This is a genomic window from Levilactobacillus suantsaiihabitans (genome assembly GCF_004745505.1).
Taxonomy (GTDB): Bacteria; Bacillota; Bacilli; order Lactobacillales; family Lactobacillaceae; genus Levilactobacillus; species Levilactobacillus suantsaiihabitans.
In genome coordinates, this window is the sequence record NZ_RKLX01000007.1 from 18679 (window position 1) to 36711 (window position 18033).

At 52.6% G+C, this 18033-nt stretch carries 15 protein-coding genes; 6 read left to right on the top strand and 9 right to left on the bottom strand.

Features of this window, described 5'->3' with window-relative positions; all coding sequences use genetic code 11:
• Nucleotides 1-193: 193 nt before the first annotated feature.
• The 4 genes from tyrS to EGT51_RS12920 form a co-directional block, all read right to left on the bottom strand.
• Complete coding sequence (tyrS, locus tag EGT51_RS05430) at nucleotides 194-1453, bottom strand: tyrosine--tRNA ligase (RefSeq protein WP_135367751.1); 1260 nt, start codon at nucleotides 1451-1453, stop codon at nucleotides 194-196.
• 173 nt (nucleotides 1454-1626) lie between these two features.
• Nucleotides 1627-1875 carry a helix-turn-helix domain-containing protein gene (locus EGT51_RS05435; protein ID WP_135367752.1) on the bottom strand — a complete coding sequence of 83 codons (249 nt, stop codon included), beginning with the start codon at nucleotides 1873-1875 and terminating at the stop codon, nucleotides 1627-1629.
• A gap of 148 nt (nucleotides 1876-2023) precedes the next feature.
• On the bottom strand, nucleotides 2024-2284 hold the full coding sequence (locus EGT51_RS05440; protein WP_135367753.1) for a hypothetical protein: 261 nt from the start codon (nucleotides 2282-2284) through the stop codon (nucleotides 2024-2026).
• A gap of 54 nt (nucleotides 2285-2338) precedes the next feature.
• Nucleotides 2339-2488: a hypothetical protein gene (locus EGT51_RS12920; protein ID WP_167850146.1), complete on the bottom strand. Its 150-nt coding sequence runs from the start codon at nucleotides 2486-2488 to the stop codon at nucleotides 2339-2341.
• A 796-nt stretch (nucleotides 2489-3284) separates the two neighbouring features.
• On the opposite strand from EGT51_RS12920, the gene thiD reads away from it, so the two are divergent.
• The 5 genes from thiD (at nucleotide 3285) to EGT51_RS05465 (ending at nucleotide 6748) form a co-directional block, all read left to right on the top strand.
• Nucleotides 3285-4085, top strand: coding sequence for a bifunctional hydroxymethylpyrimidine kinase/phosphomethylpyrimidine kinase (thiD, locus tag EGT51_RS05445; RefSeq protein ID WP_135367754.1), 801 nt, complete (start codon nucleotides 3285-3287; stop codon nucleotides 4083-4085).
• Nucleotides 4082-4582 (top strand): ECF transporter S component, encoded by a 501-nt coding sequence (locus EGT51_RS05450; RefSeq protein ID WP_135367755.1) that lies wholly within the window; start codon nucleotides 4082-4084, stop codon nucleotides 4580-4582. Before thiD ends, EGT51_RS05450 begins: the two co-directional genes overlap by 4 nt.
• A gap of 15 nt (nucleotides 4583-4597) precedes the next feature.
• The gene (locus EGT51_RS05455; RefSeq protein ID WP_135367756.1) at nucleotides 4598-5161 is read left to right on the top strand and encodes a TIGR01440 family protein; all 564 of its coding nucleotides are present in this window, start codon (nucleotides 4598-4600) and stop codon (nucleotides 5159-5161) included.
• A 162-nt stretch (nucleotides 5162-5323) separates the two neighbouring features.
• Complete coding sequence (locus EGT51_RS05460) at nucleotides 5324-6493, top strand: thiolase family protein (protein ID WP_135367757.1); 1170 nt, start codon at nucleotides 5324-5326, stop codon at nucleotides 6491-6493.
• Between the two features lie 63 nt (nucleotides 6494-6556).
• Nucleotides 6557-6748, top strand: coding sequence for a hypothetical protein (locus tag EGT51_RS05465; protein WP_135367758.1), 192 nt, complete (start codon nucleotides 6557-6559; stop codon nucleotides 6746-6748).
• A gap of 51 nt (nucleotides 6749-6799) precedes the next feature.
• Here the strand turns inward: EGT51_RS05465 and addA are convergent, their stop codons facing one another.
• Complete coding sequence (gene addA / locus EGT51_RS05470; RefSeq protein WP_135367759.1) at nucleotides 6800-10588, bottom strand: helicase-exonuclease AddAB subunit AddA; 3789 nt, start codon at nucleotides 10586-10588, stop codon at nucleotides 6800-6802.
• On the bottom strand, nucleotides 10572-14177 hold the full coding sequence (locus EGT51_RS05475) for a PD-(D/E)XK nuclease family protein (protein WP_135367760.1): 3606 nt from the start codon (nucleotides 14175-14177) through the stop codon (nucleotides 10572-10574). Before EGT51_RS05475 ends, addA begins: the two co-directional genes overlap by 17 nt.
• A 182-nt stretch (nucleotides 14178-14359) precedes the next feature.
• Here EGT51_RS05475 and EGT51_RS05480 point away from each other — a divergent pair, with 182 nt between their 5' ends.
• The gene (locus EGT51_RS05480; protein ID WP_135367761.1) at nucleotides 14360-15502 is read left to right on the top strand and encodes an ArgE/DapE family deacylase; all 1143 of its coding nucleotides are present in this window, start codon (nucleotides 14360-14362) and stop codon (nucleotides 15500-15502) included.
• Between the two features lie 63 nt (nucleotides 15503-15565).
• Here the strand turns inward: EGT51_RS05480 and EGT51_RS05485 are convergent, their stop codons facing one another.
• From EGT51_RS05485 to EGT51_RS05495, 3 genes are all read right to left on the bottom strand, one after another.
• On the bottom strand, nucleotides 15566-16594 hold the full coding sequence (locus tag EGT51_RS05485) for a polysaccharide deacetylase family protein (RefSeq protein WP_135367762.1): 1029 nt from the start codon (nucleotides 16592-16594) through the stop codon (nucleotides 15566-15568).
• Between the two features lie 355 nt (nucleotides 16595-16949).
• Nucleotides 16950-17321, bottom strand: a complete 372-nt coding sequence (locus EGT51_RS05490) for a hypothetical protein (protein ID WP_135367763.1) — start codon at nucleotides 17319-17321, stop codon at nucleotides 16950-16952.
• Between the two features lie 86 nt (nucleotides 17322-17407).
• Nucleotides 17408-18010 carry an NAD(P)-binding oxidoreductase gene (locus EGT51_RS05495; RefSeq protein ID WP_135367764.1) on the bottom strand — a complete coding sequence of 201 codons (603 nt, stop codon included), beginning with the start codon at nucleotides 18008-18010 and terminating at the stop codon, nucleotides 17408-17410.
• Nucleotides 18011-18033 lie beyond the last annotated feature (23 nt).

Here is an 18033-nt window from a genome sequence, read left to right on the forward strand (position 1 = left end):
ACAGATTTACTTATCTTTGTTCACCCAAAAGAATACGCTTTCACAAATACCCTGTAAAGGGTCTTTTGTTAAAATTAGAACAAGTAGACTCCCGATAACGGTTTATTAGCAGATGCTCAGAAACAAAAAGCGGGTCCAATATATATTATTGGACCCGCTATCGGGTATTTCATTATAAAAAATTAATTTACTTCTAATTTTCCACTTTGGCTAAGAAGTAGTTCTTCTTGCCACGACGAATGACCATGAACTTGCCTGAGAAATTATCCTTAGGATTCAAATCTATCTTGGTATCTGTAATCCGTTTGCCGTTGACAGTAATCGCACCATTCTCAACATCTTCACGTGCTTGACGGCGCGAAGGCTCAATATCCGTTGTATCTGCCAACAAAGTAACGATGTTTTCTGGCTTGGCGCTAATTGAAACGTTAGGCACCTTTTCAAAAGCTTCCTGAACTTCAGTCAACGTAAGCTTCTGAATATCACCAGCAAACAGGATTTCTGAAATATGTTGAGCTGATTCCAATGCCTCTTCCCCATGAACAAAACGGGTAACTTCCTCAGCTAATCGGCGTTGAGCCAACCGTTTTCCTGGTTCATTGGCAACACTTTCCTCTAAGCTATGGATTTCATCCTTACCCAAGAACGTGAAGAATTTCAGGTAGCGAATAACATCGCGATCATCCTGATTAAGCCAGAATTGGTAGAACTCATATGGCGAAGTCTTTTCTGCATCGAGCCAGATGGCGCCACCGGCAGTCTTACCAAACTTTGTGCCATCGGCCTTCAGCATCAAAGGAATTGTCAGTCCATAAACCTCTTCGTCAGAACCTTTGATCTTGTGAATCAAGTCAATTCCGGCAGTAATGTTGCCCCACTGATCAGCCCCACCAATCTGCAACTGGATGTTGTGCTGATTGTGTAGTGTCAAGAAGTCAACTGACTGTAGAATTTGATACGTGAATTCTGTAAATGAAATCCCTGTATCCAACCGACTGGCCACAATATCTTTAGCCAACATCGAATTGATATTTACCAGCTTACCGTAATCTCTCAAGAAATCTAGCAAAGAGATTTTAGATAACCAGTCATAATTATTGACCATGGTAACGTTTGAATCACCGCCAAACAACCGTTGCATCTGCTTGGATAAAGCTTTGACGTTATGCCGAACTTTGTCCATCGTTTGCAATTGCCGCTCAGTCTTCCGGCCACTTGGATCCCCGATACTACCCGTCGCACCACCAATTAAAATATATGGATGATGACCTGCCAATTCAAACCGCTTCATCATCATGAACGGAATCAAATGGCCGATATGCATACTGTCTCCAGTAGGATCAACCCCGCAGTACAGCGAAATTTTCTTATCCGTAGTCAATTTTTTCAACCCTTCAGCATCTGTTTGCTGATTGATTGCACCACGCCAAGTTAACTCATCAATGATATTCATTAGCTTGTTCCCCTTTCACAAAGTACCTAAAATTTTTGGCGCGTGAAGGTCCAAAAACCAATCACACTTAAACAACCAAAAGATAGCTAACCGTGAAAGCGTTGTCAAGTCCGCATAGGTGCGTTCACTACAAAATAAATTATATTGGCGGACTCCTAAAAATATTTATCTCATTAGAGGTCACGTGTATTCGGATTATTTCGAATATTTGCAAATTGTTTTGCTTCGATTTCCGTTTCGCCTGTCACTACCTCCATTCCTTTCCGAGTTACCACTAACTGTTTTCCAAATTTACGAATGGTCCCCGCCGGAAATTTTTCAGGTGTTTTTCGATAAACCTGACGAACATAATCGTTTGCCTTCATCCACCTTTTAGCCGCTTCCAACGAAGACATAATATCTCTGTCTCTCAAATCAATCATTCTCTATTCCTCCTAGGATGTATAAATTTGGCCAATATACATTTATGTACAATATCAACCTACTGCTAAGTTTAATTAATACCAAACAAAAACGCCATATGGAATTGTGCCACATGACGTCAAATTTCGCATTATATAATTATAATCGCTATCTTTCACGGAAGTCACTATCCCCACCCTCTCTAATAACCGTCACTAATTGACAACTGATTCGCCAAACACCAGCAATACTAGCCAAAATTGAAAGCACAATGATCGCTAATGGTACAATACCCATTGGCCCCCAATTATTTTTCACTAAGACTAGTACTAATGGCGATAAGAATACTAGCGATACTATCAAGCTAATTAATTTCGCATGCATTGGATGTTTTTCTTCGAATGCTTCTGTTTGTTCTGCTTCCTGCATACCCATTCCTCCTCGTATTCTTATGATTTTTAACCGACTAGACACATTATTTTCTTAATGAATTAGCTTCTGTAATTCATCCACACGATGCCCACAGTTTACGCACTCCAATACCGCTTCACCTGGAACCTTTTTAAAGACAATATCTCCACACTCTGCGCAATGCAACCGATCATCAGTTAGGCCTAAGTTTTCATTTTTCATAAAATTATCTCCTCGCTTTTTTGAGTTTAACCTTTACTTTTCAACTTTCGCCATTTGGTGGCCACAATTCGTACATTCAACTCGTGTTGACCCCGGCAACTTCTTAAATACAATGTCTCCACACTTCGGGCAGTGTAACCGGCTATCTAATAATCCTGCATTACTGTTTTTCATCATCCAAATACCTCCAAATATTTTTTTAACACCAAAAAAGGCGTCCTTTCTATACAAAAATAGAAGGGACGCCTATCGCGCGGTACCACCCAGCTTCAGAGACCATTAGCCTCTACACTTTAATCTCCAATAACGTGGAGATACCCCGAAGAAACAACTTCCGTATTTCGTTAAACTCACCCTGCATGGCTTGCACCAACCGCCAATTCTCTGTACACCCAGATGAGCTACTACTTCGTTTGAAAGATTTCTTATTCGTTTTTTGATGTTGGCTACACTCTATCATGAACAATTTCAAATTGCAAGTCTAAAAAACTTTTTATTCATCCATTTTTACTAATTCTGCTCAATGGTCTACGACTGTTAATTGCCGATTAACCCTGTTAGACTCTACTTTTTTACCCACCTACTCATCCATTTTGGGATAAATATCTACACTATCAAGTATCTTTTCTAAGTAGATCCTCCGTCAAAATTTATCCTGAAACAGCTTAATCATCTGGTATAATGTCGATGGCGCGTTTCAAGATTCACTCACTATGAACACATTTAAGCAACAATTATCAATGAATAATCAATATTAATTAAAGATACTTTTGCTTTCTATAAGGAGGTGTCTCTATTGCAAAACGTTCTTACAGTAGCTGGTTCTGACAGTCTTGCCGGTGGTGGTATTCAAGCAGATCTTAAGACTTTCGAAGAACTCGATGTCTTTGGTCTCAGTGTCCTAACCAGTATTGTAAATGTCACTCAAACACAGTTTAATCAACACAACTTATCTGCTGATCTAGTTACTGAACAATTAAAATCAGTCCTAACAACTATTTCTATTGATTTTATCAAAACCGGCCTTCTGGGCAATTCTGCTAACCTGTATGCTACTGTCGAGCAGCTATCTGATTATAGAACTAAGTTAGTCATTGATCCTGTATTATCATTCAAAGAAGCTAACACAACTACTAATCGCGATTATGTTACGTCACTAAAAGAACGTTTACTTCCCCTCGGTTTTCTCACGACGCCTAATTTAGCAGAGGCTTGTATCCTAAGTGGTGTAACCTCCATTAGTAGCACTACTGACGTCCAACAAGCCGCCCAAAAAATCCAAGCCCTCGGCTGCCCCAACGTCGTCATCAAATGTGGCAGTCGCTTCCCTGGCGACACGGCTTACAATTACCTGTTGACCGAGTCTGACGCGTATTGGTTTGACACCCCGAAGCTGGCGGTCACCACGACCGATGGTGCCGGCTGTACGTTTTCTGCTGCTATTACTGCTTTGCTAGCGCGCGACTATTCGCTGGTTGATGCCGTCCAATTGGCCACGCGATTTGTCTACTTGGGTATCCAAGCTGGGGTTCCCATCAGTTCACAACTCGGTAGCGTTTGGCAAGGCGCCTATCGCCAAAAGGAGGCTCACTCATGACGCACACCCACCTCAAGCAAGACATTCTCGCCGCCATTTTGACCGCGATGACCGTCGCCTTATCCATCCTTGTTGTCATCCCCGTTCCCGCTACCAATGGGTTCGTGACCTTATGTGAGGTCGGCATCTACACCAGCGCCATCTTATTGGGTCCCAAAGTGGGTGCCATCGTTGGCGGGGGGAGTGGCTTTCTGATTGACATCATCACGGGGTATCCCGTTTGGTGCCTATTCTCGCTCTTGATTCATGGCACCCAAGGACTGGTCGTGGGCCTACTCGCCTCGCAACAACGACCGACACTCAAAACCTATTTGGGCCCGCTCCTAATTGGAAGCGCCATCATGGTGGCTGGCTATTTTCTGGCGACCGCTTTACTCTTTGGCTGGCCTGCTGGCCTGGCCTCCGTGTTTGGCAATTGCCTGCAGGTCGGCTTTGGCATGGCGGTCACGACCGCGATGGTCAGCAGCCTGCGCAAACTCGTACCACATTTAACTTAAGAAAGGACGCTCATTATGCTATCCATTGACACTGTTGAATTTACCAAAGAATTGACTACAGATATTCAAAATATTCTCACGACCGCCCAGCTCCACCGCGGTGACCTCTTCGTTTTGGGGTGCTCCACCAGCGAAATCGTTGGCGGCCACATCGGCAAGAACTCCGATTTGACCGTGGGCGAACTGGTCATTAAAACGCTGAAGCACCAGCTCGACCCTCTCGGCATCAACCTGGCCGTACAGGGATGTGAGCACATCAACCGCAGCCTGGTCGTCGAACGCGCGGTGGCCCAGCAACGTGATTTAGAAATCGTCACCGTGGTGCCCGCCCTACACGCCGGTGGCGCCTGCTCTATCGCCGCCTTCAAGCAGTTCGATGATCCCGTTGAAGTCGAGCACGTGACGGCTGCGGCTGGCTTAGACATCGGTGACACAGCCATCGGGATGCACGTCAAATTCGTCCAGGTTCCCGTTCGGCCAACCTACACCGAACTGGGAGGCGCCCACGTCACCGCACTACGATCACGGCCCAAGTACGTCGGTGGGCCACGTGCCAACTACGATTTAGCCAATCTTTAACTGACAGCTCTGAGACCAGCACCTCACCCGCGCTGGTCTCTTTTATTGGCCAAAATTCCTTAAGAAAAAGCAAATCCGCCCAATTTCAGTCTAAAATTCAAGACAAATCCGACAAAGTCGGTTATATTTGAGGTTCGGAGACTATCGAAAAGGAGTATCACCATGGCAGATGAAGTTGTAATTGTAAGTGCGGTGCGGACCCCCATTGGCAAATTCGGGCGGAGTTTGCGCGGGTTATCGGCCGTTGAACTGGGCACCATCGCAGCCCAGGCTGCCGTAAAGCGGAGTGGCCTTGAGCCAACCGCGATTCAACAAACAATTTTTGGCACGGTCTTACAAGCTGGATTGGGCCAAAACGTGGCGCGCCAAATCGAGCTCAACGCCGGGCTTCCGGTCACCAGCACCGCGATGACCATCAATCAGGTCTGCGGGTCGAGCCTCAAGGCCATCCGCCTGGGCCAAAGCGCCATTCTCATGGGCGATGCCGACGCCGTGCTGGTGGGCGGCACCGAGAGCATGAGCAACGCCCCCTTCTTAAACAACGATATTCGCTGGGGGCAAAAATTGGGACACACCACGCTGGTCGATAGTTTGGCCAACGATGGACTGACCGATGCCTTTGGCGGCGAGGCCATGGGCATCACTGCGGAAAACGTGGCCGCCAAATACCACGTGTCGCGCGCCGAACAGGACGCCTTTGCCCTGCGTTCCCAACAAAACGCCACCCACGCCCAAGCAACGGACCGGTTTGCGGCAGAAATTGTCCCCGTGACCGTCGGCGAGACCACTGTGACGGCCGATGAAGCCGTGCGGTCAACCACCTCACTAGACCAATTGGCCAAATTAAAGCCGGCATTCAAGGCCAACGGCACGGTCACGGCCGGTAACGCGGCGGGGCTAAACGACGGGGCGGCCGCCATGGTCCTCATGCGCAAGTCGGCAGCTCAAGCGGCCCACATCCCTTACCTGGCCACATTGCGTAGCTACCAAGAAGTGGGCATCGACCCCGCCGTGATGGGTTATGCGCCGGTCACGGCCATTCAAGGCGCCTTGGGGCAAGCCGGGCTAACGGTGAACGACATTGACCGTTTCGAGATCAATGAAGCCTTCGCCGCGCAGTCCGTCGCCATCGCCCGCGACCTCGCCATCCCCGCCAACAAGCTCAACGTCAACGGTGGCAGCATCGCCCTGGGCCATCCCCTGGGCGCATCGGGCACCCGCATCGTGGTCACCTTGCTTCACGAACTGCTGCGCACCGATTTGCACCGGGGACTGGCTGCCATGTGTATCGGCGGCGGTATGGGCATTGCCCTGACCATCGAACGTGATTAGGCGTGGCGTCCCCCACATTTCTGGTATAATAGCGATAACACTTCACGATAAGGGGCGCACGCGATGTTAACCACAGACTTCGATGTTAAGTTAAAACTAATCCTCATGTTGGTCGTCGGCCTAATCGTCCTCGCCAGCATCATCGGCTGGCTGTTCCACCGTGACCGCCACTACACCCGCTACTTTACCGGGGTATTAGCCGTCATGGTCGTTCAGGTCTTTATCTTAGTTTCGCTTTTCTTAATTCATCAATAATCTAAAAACGAGGACGAATCGTCATGGCGGCGATTCGTCCTCGTTTTTGCGTTACTCTGGTAAATTTTGAATCTGCTTTTTTGGTACTGCCAGCAGGTCCCCACTCGCTAACAAGTAGAGATACTGGCCGATGATCGGCTTGCCCGTCATCTGGGTCAAGGCCGCGGCGTACAAATTCACCTGACCGCCATACCGGTCGAGCAACTTGGCTGCGCTTTGTGCCTTGGCCGCCAGGTTGACGTGGTCGGTCTTGTAGTCAAACAAGATCACCCCGGTCGGTGTTTCCAAATACCCATCCACGATCCCGTGGACCAGTACCTGCGAATCGGCTTCCTTAAAATCACGGAACAGGCTGCGCGCCGGCATCAACAGTGAAAATGGTACTTCCCGGTGTAACTCGTCCGGTGCCGCCAAGATCTGCTGACCCAACTCACTGGCATAGAATCGCAGAATGGCTTCCGGTTGGATGCGTTGCGCGACTTCTGTGGTCAGCACCTGATCGGCCACCAATTGGTCAATCACGGCTTGAACACTTGCCGCAGTTGGCGCGACGCTCACGTCGAGTTTTTGTAAGACCAAATGCGTGGCGCTTCCAATTTCGGTAGGCAACGGTTCGCGCACCGTCTGGAGAAATTCCGGGCGGGCAAAGTCATGCGTCACAAACCGATGGCCCGTTTGCCCCGCGGCGCTGGCTTGGTACTCGCCAATCGTGGCGTTGTCGGGGTCTTCAAACAGGCGCTTGGCCTCCGAGACGGATTGGTAGGCCGTGGTCACAGTCGCCGCCTGGTGCGGATAGCGAAAGTCCATGATGTGCTGCAACTGCTCGCCGTTGACCGCGCCCGGCGAGACCTGCGCGGCGGATTCACTGTTAGTCTTCAACCAGTCGACGGCGGCCGCGTTCACGTCCGCAGCCGGGGCCAGCTCGCTAGCCGTCGCAAAGGTCACCTTAAAGTTAGCGGGGTCGCCGGCCAAGCCGGAGAACGTCGCCGTTCCCTGTCGCAGGTCGTCGGGGAATTTGCCGTCTCTGACCAGACACATGCCAATCCAATCTAAGTAATTGGCGACCTTGCTCTTTTCCCGCAAGGTGGCATTTAAGACCAAGTCGGGACTCTGATAGGCCTGTTCCCAGGCGGTGATGGCCTCGGCTTGCGTCTTATGGGACCCCACGATGTACAGGCGCGATTCGGCCCGGGTCAAGGCCACGTACAGCTTCCGCATTTCTTCGGCGAGACTGGCCCGCGAAATGGCTTGGGCGGTGACCAGCTTCTGCAGGCTCGGCGTTTTGACCCGACTGTCGGGATCCAGGTAGTCAATGCCGATACCACGGCGACCACTCATGACGTAATTGCCCTGTTGGTCTTGCTTGTTGAATTCGCGTGAGGCATCCATGATGAAGACGACGGGGAATTCCAACCCCTTACTGCCGTGGATCGTCATGACCGACACGGCATCCGTTGCCGATTGGACGGGTGCTCCAGCCAAGTCAGCTTCGCGTTCCTGGAGTCGTTCGACGAAGCGCACGAATTGGAAGAGGCCCTTGAAGCTGCTCTTTTCGTAGCTCTGCGCCCGTTCATACAGTGCGTGCAGGTTGGCCTGACGCTGTTCGCCGGCTGGCATCCCCCCGACGTAGTCCAAGAAGCCCGTGTCCTGGTAGATTCGCCAGATCAACGTCACGAGTTCATTTTGTTGGGCCACGTCGCGGAAGGTCTGGAGCTGTTCCAAGAAGTGGCTGATCTTGTTGTACACATTCAGCTGAAAATCACTGGCTGTCGTGGCCGTAAAGGTCCGCTGATAGTGCAACAGGGCCTGGTAGTAGTCGCCGGTCTTCTGATTGATCCGCAATTGGGCGAGCTCATTTTCATTCAGGCCGACGATGGGCGAGCGCAGGACCGCCGCCAACGGGATATCCTGATACGGGTTGTCGATGATCTTTAACAGCGCCATCATGATTTGGATCTCGGTGGTCTTGAAGTAGTTTTGCGCATCGTTGACCACGACCGGAATCCCCAGCCGTCGCAACTCATCGGTGATGATCAGGTTATTGGTTCGCGTCGGCGTCAACAGGGTGATGTCACCGTACGAGATTGGCCGCACCTTTTTTTCATCGCGGTCATAAAATGGCGTCTTGGCGCCCACCAATTCCTGAATCTTCTTCCCCACCAATAGGACTTCGCCTTGATGCTTGTTGTCCACCTGAAAAGTGGCGTCGACCGGCTCGCCATCCGTGGCTGCGGCCTCATCCCCCTCGGTCAAATAGACCAACAACTCGGCCGTACTGGTCACATCAGGTGCCTGGTCATCGTAGTAGGTGGCGCCATATTTCAACTGGGCCGACCCGGTATAGGCGATCTCACCCAATTCCCGGTCCATCAGCTGTTTGAAAATCAAATTGGTAAAGTCATCCACGTTGCGCATCGAACGGAAATTCTCGGCCAAGACGATCAGCTGCCCATCGTCACTGTCCGTGGCGTAACGGTCGGTCTTGTCCATGAACAAGGTTGGGTCGGCCTGCCGGAAACGATAGATCGACTGCTTGACGTCGCCCACCATAAACAGGTTCCCGTGGGGCGCCGGCCGGGCAATGGCCGTTAAGATGGCCTCTTGTAAGCCGTTGGTATCCTGGTACTCATCGACCATGATCTCTTGATATTGGTCGCGCAACTGCGCCGCCACCTGCCAGGATTGGTCAGTGTCACTGGTCAAGATCTCCAGCGCTGCGTGTTCAATGTCGGCAAAATCCAAGACGTGCCGTCGCTGCTTTTCCTGGCGGTAGGCGTCTCGAAAGGCCGTCACGACCCGGGCCAATTCGCCGACCAGTTCCCCGGACTTGGCGATGGTCGTTAGGGCCTGCTCTTCCGTTTGCAGCAAGTAAGACGTCTGTAATGCCGCTAACTGCTTACGGGCCGGGTCATAGTACGTGGTCTTGAGCTCGTTATAAACGGGATAATCTTCATTATTCTTGCGAATGGCCGGCATCCGTCCCCAGGCAAAGTTTTGAATCGCCGCGCGCAACGCGTTCCAGCTATCGCCATCGACCAGGTCTTGAATCTCTTGCAACTGGCCGAGCAGCGGGTCCAAGTGGTCCTGTTGTTTGGTCAGGTTGGCCTGAACGGCGAGCTGGCGGGCACTGGTCAGGTCGGCTTTGACCTGTTGCAGTTGCTCGGTAAATAGCGGCTTGATCCGTTGCCGATAAAAGGTCGTGCCGGTCAGGTGGTCGCTGTCCAACTGGTAAGGTTGGGGCAAGGCCGCCAGCCAGGCCGCGGGATCCGGTGTTGCGTTGGCAAACGTATAGGTCTGTTGGACCAAGTCGGCCAACCCCTGATCGTTCCGGTCTCCCGAGAAGTTTTCAGTCAGCCGCGCAAATAGCCCCGAGTCATCATCGGCATAGAGTTGTTCACGCAGGTCGGCCCAGACCTCGTCACGCAGCAGCGCATTTTCCGTTTCGTCCGCCAACAACCGAAAGACCGGATCCTGGTCGATGACGTAATAGTAATGCTGCAGAATGCGCAGACAAAAGGCATCTAGCGTACTGATATCAGCGACCGGCAGCTGGTTGAGTTGCCGGAGATAAAATTGTTGCTGCTCGCTGTTGCCTTGATTGGCCGCCAATTCCTTGCGCATCTCGGTTTGAATACGGTCGCGCATTTCCGCTGCGGCGGCCTTGGTGAAGGTTACGATCAGAATGTGGTCGATCCCCATCCCCGCCTTGAGGTGTTCGATCACCCGTTGGACCAGCACCCGGGTCTTCCCGGAACCGGCCGAAGCGGAGACCAACAGGTTGTTGCCCGTCTGGAAAATGGCTTGGTGTTGGCTTTTGGTATAGTTAAATTTCGTGCTCATCGGGGCCCTCCTGTCCTTGTTCTGCCTTGATTTTGGCCATGACGTCGGCCTTCTTCAACGACGCGAGATCGCGGTAGTTATTTTCCTTGAGTAACGGGTCAAACTGCATGATCGACTTGTACGGCGAGTATTGCAGGGCCGTGCGACTCTGTTGGCGGTACGGCGCCAGGTCCACGTGACCGTCGAAAATTTCCGTGGCCGCGCGCTTGATCAACCGTTCCGTGTGCGCCAGTAGTAATTTCAACTCGGCGGGGTTCACCAGCAACTTGCCGTATGAACTGATGCCCTTCTTGGTCTTCCGCAAGCCGCGGAACAGCAAGGAACTACCGGTGAAGTCCGGGTCGGCAAACAGCGTATCCAAGTTCGTCAACAGATCCGGGTCATCCAACAAGAGGCCTTGATACTGTTCGGCCTTCAGTAAGGCATCCCCCAGGTCCGTGCCCAACACGTCGGCCGCCTTTAAAATTGGATTTTGTAAATGTAGGTAGACGGCCCCCGCCAGTTCGGCATCTTTGGCTGTCACGTTGTCCAAGAGTTCCGGCATGTTTTTTTGCACGGCATCCAGGTACGTCAGCATTTGCATAGCTTGGCCGTAGTAAGCGTCTTGGTAGCTGAACTTGTGCTCCGAACTCTTGTAATCCACGATACCCAGGTAGGTCTTGTCGTTGACCTGCATGGCATCCAGTCGGTCGATCCGTCCGCGGACCGTGACCTGGCGTTGGTTGCCCACATCAAAGGACAGCGCCGCCAAGCCGTGTTCATCGCCCAGCCCAAATTGGACCTCGGTACGCTTGGGCCGAAACTTGGTGCGCTTGCTTTGTTCCTGTAGGGTCGACGCCATTCGCCGCATGGTCTTGATCAATTGCTCCCGAATGTAGGTCATCCGGTGCGAGCTCTCCAGGATGGCAAACTGCGGATTGGCCGTCGTGTCAAGAATCTTGGCAATCACCTCGTCCGTCATTTCGCGCAGTTGCTGGTCATCCATCTCGGCTAAATCGAGATGCTGGCGGTTCACCAGCTTCATCAGCCCGTCTAAGGTCGCGTGGAAGAACTCCCCGGTGCTGGCCGGGGACAGCTCAAACACGTCGCGTTCCTGCAGTTTCAAGCCGTATTTGAGATAATAGGCGTACGGGTTGGCGTAGTATTCCTCCAGCTTAGAAATGGAAGTGTTGATCTTATTGCCGTACAGCTGAGTCACAATGTCTGGCGTCAGCGGCGTCGGCACGTTGCGGTAGCTGAGACTACCCAGTAACTTGGTCGTTAGCTCCCCGTAATTGGGGTCCGCGCGCAACAGATGCAACACGTACAACCAGGCATTCGACAGCGGCTTTTCGCGTAACTGGCTGTCGTGACCAGCCTGGACCAAGTGGCGCAGGGTCGTCCGCCGCGTACCGATGAACGGCAGAATGTCGTCGTCTTCGGCCTGCGGTGTGGCCGCCGCAATCTGGGTCGGTAGCTGGAAATAGTCCCGAATCCGCGCCACGTACGGCGAGATCTGCAGGCCGTTGTGGTCCGCATCGCTGGTGACCGGGTAACTGAAGATCAGCTGCTCGCTGCCACTCAAAAAGGCCAGGTAGTTCAAGTAGGGTTCACCGGCCAATTGGGTGGCGGCATCGTCGCGCAGGTAGCTATTTTCATCGACCTGCTGGAGCTGTTCGCTCAGGTCCTGGCGGTCATTGTCCGCTAGTAGCGTGGTCGGGACCTGATCATCCGGCATAGCATCGGCCGTGGCCCCCATCAGGAAGGTGATCTTGCGGTTATTGGCCTGCACGATCCCACTTTCAGAAATCGTGACCTGATCCAATGTCGAAGGAATCTGGTTGAACTTGGCACCCGCAAAACCGGCCTGCAGGAGCGCCTGAAAGTCGGCCTGGTCGAAGGGCGTATCCCCTAAGATCGTGTGGAACTCGTCTAAGATTTGGCAGAAGGTCCCCCAGGTCTGTTCGGGCTGCCCCGCTTTGACCAGGTCTCCGGCATCAATGGCTTGGTCCCGCCAAGCCATCAAGCGGTCGGCAACACCGGCATTGGCCAAGAATTGGTAAAGCACGGCGACGGCCTCGGTATAGGTCTTGGCCTGCTTGAGGTGGGCAAAAAATGGTGGCAGGGTCTGTTTGACAAAATGCCGGATCACGTTGATCTGTGCGGTCGTTTGCTGGTCCTTGGTGGTCTGTACCCCGCCATCCCCATTGGCAAAGCGGTTGAAGACCCAGTCGGCTTCTTGCGTCCAGCGGTGTTGGCCTTCGTAGCCATTCTTTAAGACCAGGTTTTCGGTCAACGCCAAGGCTTGCCGATAGGCTGGTAGCGCCATCGGTTGGCCGTTTGCTTGTTTGGGCAGGAGCAGCTCGGATTTCAAGACCCGAAAGACGTCGGCGTAGCGGTAATTTTTACGCTGCACGTCAAACAGGGCGTTGAGCAACTCAACAAAGGGGTGATCAGCCATTTGCACATCGGCGTCATCAAAATACGGGATGGCCTGCGCCTGAAAAATAGGCGCGATCACGGTTTGATAAGCGTCCAAATGCCGGGCCAACACTAAGAAGTCTTGGTACCGGTACTTGCCGGTCGCCACTAGCTGACGAATCTGCGTCGCCACGCGCGAGACCTCGACGTAGCGGTTGTCGGCCTGGACAATCTGAATATTTTGCGGCGTTGTGGCGGCGTGGGCCGGCAAGGGCGTCAGCGTGTTGCTGGCTTGCCAGTAGTCATCGAGTGCCTGGAGGTCCGCCGACACCCGCGCGGATTTAGCCCGACCGTCGACCAATACCCGCACGTGGTTGGCCTGCGCCACCGCGTACAATTGGTGGTAGGTCTTGGCCGATTGAAAGAACAAGTTGGTCGGATCGGGCAAGTCTTGCGGGTAGGCCTTATCCAGGTTCAAGGCCACCGTCACGCTAGCCGCCTGTTGAATCAAAACGGCAACCAGCTGGCGTTCCTGGGCACTCAACTGGGAGAAGCCCTCTAAGTAAAAATGCGCGTGGCTGAGGTCGACGCGTTGGGTCAAATAATCGGCCAGCTGATTCAGCAGGTCGGTGTTTTCAATGTATTTGTCCGCCATCTGGGCTTCAAAGGCGTCATAGATGATCATCAGATCGTGCAGCTTGGCCTGCAGATCGGCGTTGGTGCTGGGCAGCTGATCGATGGCACTCATCAGATCCGCGGCCGTGACTTGGCCGACCTTGAATTCGGCCAGCTGGGTCGTCAACTGACTGACAAAGCCGGGCCGGTCCACTTCCCCCCGGAAAATGGTCAGCTCGTCGGCATGGCTTTGGATGATCTGATAGATCAACATGTTGAGCCCCGCCGTGGAGACTCGGGGCAACTGATAGACCGGTTCATTTTTCATGAAAAACCAGGCTAACCGGGTAAATGAAAAGACCTGGACCTGCGTCTGAGCAAACAGCGGCTGGTCCGGCGCCAACTGGGCCTTTAACGCGGCCAAGACGTCGACTTCTGTTTCAAACTTGATATGGTTCGGCACCAAATAGTAGCCCTGATTCGCGGGCTGGTCGCTCACCTGTTGCGCAAGGGCCGTGACCATGGGCGTCCGGTGATCCTGTCCGGCGCTGCCCAAAATAAATTGTAAACTCATCAGCCATCCTCCAATTTCGTAGTCGTCTTAGTTGATTATATTCTAGCATATCCAGCAGTAAAAGCGAACAAATGTTTGCCATAAATTTCGTGATAATGGACAACTTTACGGGCCATTTTTCTGAAAGCGTGCTACACTGAATTATAATATTAAAAAATGGTGAGAAAGCGAGTGGGTAGTTTATGAAAGATAGTGCAGCAGTGCAGATTTTACAAGACTTAGTCAGCATTAATTCCGTCAACGGCAACGAGGAAGCCGTCGCAACCTATATTCAGCAGCTCTTTGCCGAACACGGCATTTCCGCCAAGCTGATTCCGTACGCACCGGGCCGTAGCAACGTGGTGGCTGAAATCGGGGACCCCACCAGCGACAACGTCTTTGCGTTGGCCGGTCACTTGGACACCGTGGCCACCGGCGATTTGGCCGACTGGCAGTTCGACCCGTTTAGCGCCCACATCGCCGACAATACCCTGTACGGTCGGGGTGCGGCGGACATGAAGAGCGGGCTCGCCGGCATGCTGATCACCTTCATCGACCTGGCCGATGCCCACGTTAAGCTCAACGGCCGCCTGCGCTTCATCGGGACCGTCGGCGAAGAAAACGGCGCCATGGGCTCCCGGATGTTGACCGAACAAGGCTATGCTGATGATCTGTCCGGCATGGTCATCGGTGAACCGACCGGCGGCAACCTGGTCTACGCGCACAACGGCTCACTGAACTACCACGTTTATTCACGCGGGGTTGGCGCCCACAGCTCCATGCCCGAAAAAGGCGTCAACGCCATTACGAATTTAATTAAATACGTGACCGCCGAAGCCACCGAATTTGACGACGCACCGGTCAGCCCCGAACTCGGGCCGCTGGTCCACAGCGTGACGGTCTTCAACGGTGGCGAACAGGTCAACAGCATCCCCGCCAAGGCCGAACTCCAAGGCAACATCCGGCCGATTCCGGAATTCGACAACGCCGCGGTCATTCAGCGACTCAACGAGACTGTCGATCGTCTCAACCAAGAAGACGGTGTGGACCTGACGCTACACGTGGACTACAGTTTCAAACCCATCATCAGCGCACAGGATTCACCACTCGTCAAGGCCACCAAAGCCATCGCTGACGCCGAATTCGGCCACCCCATCGACCTGCAAGTGATCCATGGCGCCACCGACGCATCGGAATTCACCAAGTCCGCCAACGCCTTCCCCGTCATCGTTTACGGGGCCGGCAAATGGTACGACGCCCACTCACTCAACGAATCTGTTGACCTGGACGAGTTCCACCACGTCCAACACGTTTATGAACAGCTGGTCAAGCAACTGCTGGCTTAAGCTAGCTGAATAAAAAACGATTAGTCTCACGGGAAAATGTTCCACGTGAAACTAATCGTTTTTTTATTTACCGACAATGCGCGAATCGTGCGCGCCAAAGTACTGCAACCCGGGCAACGCCTGATTGTTCAGTAATTCGCTGACCGTGACCAATTTGTAGCCTTTGGCCTTCAGTCGTTTGATAATGGTTGGTACCGCGGCGACGGATTGCTTATGAACATCATGCATCAAAATGATGTCGCCCCCGCGCGTGTCTTTCATGACTTCCTTAATATCCGCTTGAGCGTTCAGGTAAGCCCAGTCACGTGAATCCACCGACCACCGAATGATCGGTTGCTGGATCTTGCGACCTTCCGCGGCGGTAATGCTGCCGTATGGCGGCCGAACGTATTGTGGCAAGGTCTTCGTGGCCTGATAAATGGCCTGGTTGGTCCGCATGACCTGTTGGGCCGTCTTCTTGGTCCCAATGCTGCCAAAATTCGGGTGATTCCAGGAATGGTTCGCTAACTCATTGCCATTTGCCAAAACGGCGCGGGCAATCTTCGGATAGCGTTTGACACTCTGCCCCACCTCAAAGAACGTGGCGTGCACGTGTGCTTTCTTCAACGTTTTCAACAGGCGCGGCGTCAGGGTCTTGTCCGGACCATCGTCAAAGGTCAAAGCCACCATCTTCTTGGTATTCACCTTCTGGGTCCGATTGGCCTTCGGTAAGTACTGATTGACGATCTTGCCCGTTAACGCGCTGTAGGGCACCGTCACGTGGGTCAGCTTAAAGCTATTCTTCAGCAGTGGCATCCGCAGCCCCTGCTTTGCCAAGCCCGCCTTCTTGGTCATATGTGTGGGCAATTTTACCTGATAGACAGCCGGCACGCGGCTACTCTTGGCCTTAGTGGTCTGTAAAATGGCTTGGCGCGCCGCCTCACGGACGGCCGCCAGCCGATGGGTATTGTGTTTGGTCATCTGACCATACGTCACCATTTTGATCGTCGTGGTGGGTTTTGCCTTTGCTGGGGCCACGACTGGCGCGGATCCCCAGCCCAGTGCTAGTGCAGCGAAAACTGTCCCCAAAAGCAATTGACAATACCTGTTCATGATCTCCCTCCTCCAAAAAAAGATTGTTTCTCTCTTATTTACCTCTATCTTACCAGTTTTGCCCGGGGCGTAGGGCGTTGATACCAAAATGTCACAAAAAAGGTGCCGGTTAGTTTGGTAACCGACACTTGCTGACTTTATTACCGTTTTAATCGCCTGCTTAAATGCTGTGTGCCATTAATCTTTCGTGAGCGAATTGGTCAAACCACTGGTAACATAACCGCCATGGCCCACTCCCTAACAAAAGAGAGTGAAACCGGCTACCTCTTAGCACACGTTTCAGCTATGTAAAGGTGACGCGAAGAGTCTGGGCAGTCCTGTCCCAGGTTCCTAACAAAAAGGCGACCAACTCGCGCTAGTCGTCTTCGTCATCCTCGGGAGGATTAATGGTTTGATGATTTTCTTGTAGCACCGCATTCGTGTAATGCTCCAGGTCAGCCAAGATGGTCGCGCTATCGCCTTGCTGTTGGGCCGCCAGGTTTTCAGCGACTGCCCAGCGCGCTAACGTGGGCGTGATGGGCACGATGTCTTGCACGATGGTCATGTCGGAATCATCTTGATGCTGTTCTTGAATCGTTCGGAAACTTTCAATGTCCGTGATGAGGCGCAGGACTTTACCAGTCGCCCGTTCCACGGACTTAAAAATAACGAAGTGGGCGCGCTGATTAGCTTCGTCCATGCGCGCACGAATCGCTTCTAATTGGTCTTGATCAATATTAATTGCCACTGCTTTCACCCCACTGTCCTTATTTTAACAAACATTCTCGCAGGCCACGATAGAATTTACCAGTTTTTTGGCAAACTTAATTTGTTTTAGCAAATGGCTAGCGACTGGTAGTCCGCGCCGCCAACCGTCATCAGCTTAACGGCAACCTGGGCCACTGTTTCACGTGGAACAGTACCCGCGGGGACGGCCGCGCCTTCCTTGATGATCTGCGGCGCCCGGTTTGCCTCATCGCTTAACGTCACCGGCCGCAAGATGGTGTACGGAAATTCCGTCTCGTCCACCAATTTGGCGGCATAACGCTGCTGATTCAGGTACTCCTTGACGTCGGTGATTCCTGGGTAGACCAGGTCGCCGGTCACCTCTTGGTCGACGCCCGCCGTACTCAACATGACAAAACGCGTCAACGTCAGACGCTGGTGGTATTGGGCGTCAAACAGTGCCTCAAATGCCAGGTCCACGTCCATGCCGCTCAACGCCGAGAAGACCACAGGTTGGTCCTGCAAGGCCGGGCCGTAAGTGGCCTCCTGGGTCAAATCACCGTTCAACACCGTGACCTGCTGGGCCAATGCAGGCGCCACCGTGTCTTTAGGGCCACACAGCACCCGCACTGTGGCGTCGGTCTGGCTGGCCAATTGTTGGGCGACCAGTTGCCCGAGGGTCGTTGCGCCCACGATTAAGTAAGTTGTCATTTTCACCGCTCCTTTTCCTTGCC